Source organism: Candidatus Cloacimonadota bacterium (genome assembly GCA_034661015.1).
Classification (GTDB): domain Bacteria; phylum Cloacimonadota; class Cloacimonadia; order JGIOTU-2; family JGIOTU-2; genus JAYEKN01.
Genome location: JAYEKN010000038.1, coordinates 1 through 1136 on the forward strand (window position 1 = coordinate 1; position 1136 = coordinate 1136).

Below are 1136 nucleotides of genomic sequence, written 5' to 3' on the forward strand. Positions count from 1 at the left end.
CCAAAGCTAATAAAACACCAGGACAAAAAAGCTGGAACAAAATAAGTATATTTAATATTTGTATTTTCATAATCCAAATTATAAATATTTAATATAGCAATGTCAAGGATTGATTTTTGATTTGGTGCTTTTTCCTCTCTTTTCTCTTAAACCGCTAATTTTGGGGTCAAAATTGGCACTCTAAGCCTGTTTTAAGCCCTTTTTTAGAAGGTATCTGCTTATATTTCAGATACTTAGTGCGGCCCGACCCCATTAGATTCGTCAATACTTAGTGCGGCCCGACCCCATTAGATTCGTCAAGGGGAGAGAATGAGGTCAATGGACGTATATAGAATTCATTTGCGGGAAGATCTTCCCCCAATCGGGGACAAATTGTTAAAAACCTGGTAAGCATCAATCAGGCGATAGACCTGGGATTTACCCATATCCCATCGGTCTTTTGCGTAAGCTTCAAAGGTTTTAAAAAAAATCTGTTTGTACAACCGGTTGTCTTTTATCTCTTTCAGTGCTTTTCCAGTTGCATGAAAATGCCTCTGATTATTGGCGATGAGATTTTCCAGGTGAATTAATCGATCATTTTTCATTATCATAATCCTTTATGGCATGGCGTGGCCGATACCGGCTGTAAGTTGATTTAATGACTGCCCGGCATCTTTATTCTGATTGGGAATTTTGCCAAGTAGACGTTTCAAAAACTGTACACTTGCTGTAAACCCAATGCCCTGGACACTTATGACAAGATCAATGGTGTTGAAATTCCTTTCACATCGAAAACACCGGGCAAGGTTGGTGGCCGGGTTTGTTGCTGTTTGGAATTCATTGCAAATGGGACACAAAAATCGAAAATAGCCCTCACTGATTTTTGAAGGCATATGAAGAACGTCTTTAATCAACATCTCCACAGGTATGGTATTTCTCAATTCAAATAATTCATGTGACGAAAATCGTTTGGTCATGGCACACTTCTCCTATGTCAGGGTTAATAACAAATATTTTTTACCGCACGCTGATGATAAGATCCAAATATTGTAACGTTTTTTAAAGGTAATTGAATTGATAAAATGAGTGATTATTTATTACAAAATCAGCAGGTTACGTAAGTTATCTATTCCATCCACAGCTTAAAAATATTGTAA

2 protein-coding genes are annotated in these 1136 nt (G+C 37.1%); both read right to left on the minus strand.

Going from position 1 to position 1136, the window contains the following annotated elements:
- Nucleotides 1-335: 335 nt before the first annotated feature.
- Nucleotides 336-584 (minus strand): hypothetical protein, encoded by a 249-nt coding sequence (locus U9P79_01300; GenBank protein ID MEA2103265.1) that lies wholly within the window; start codon nucleotides 582-584, stop codon nucleotides 336-338.
- A gap of 12 nt (nucleotides 585-596) precedes the next feature.
- A complete protein-coding gene (locus U9P79_01305; GenBank protein ID MEA2103266.1) occupies nucleotides 597-956 on the minus strand; it encodes a hypothetical protein in 360 nt (119 codons plus the stop codon).
- Nucleotides 957-1136 lie beyond the last annotated feature (180 nt).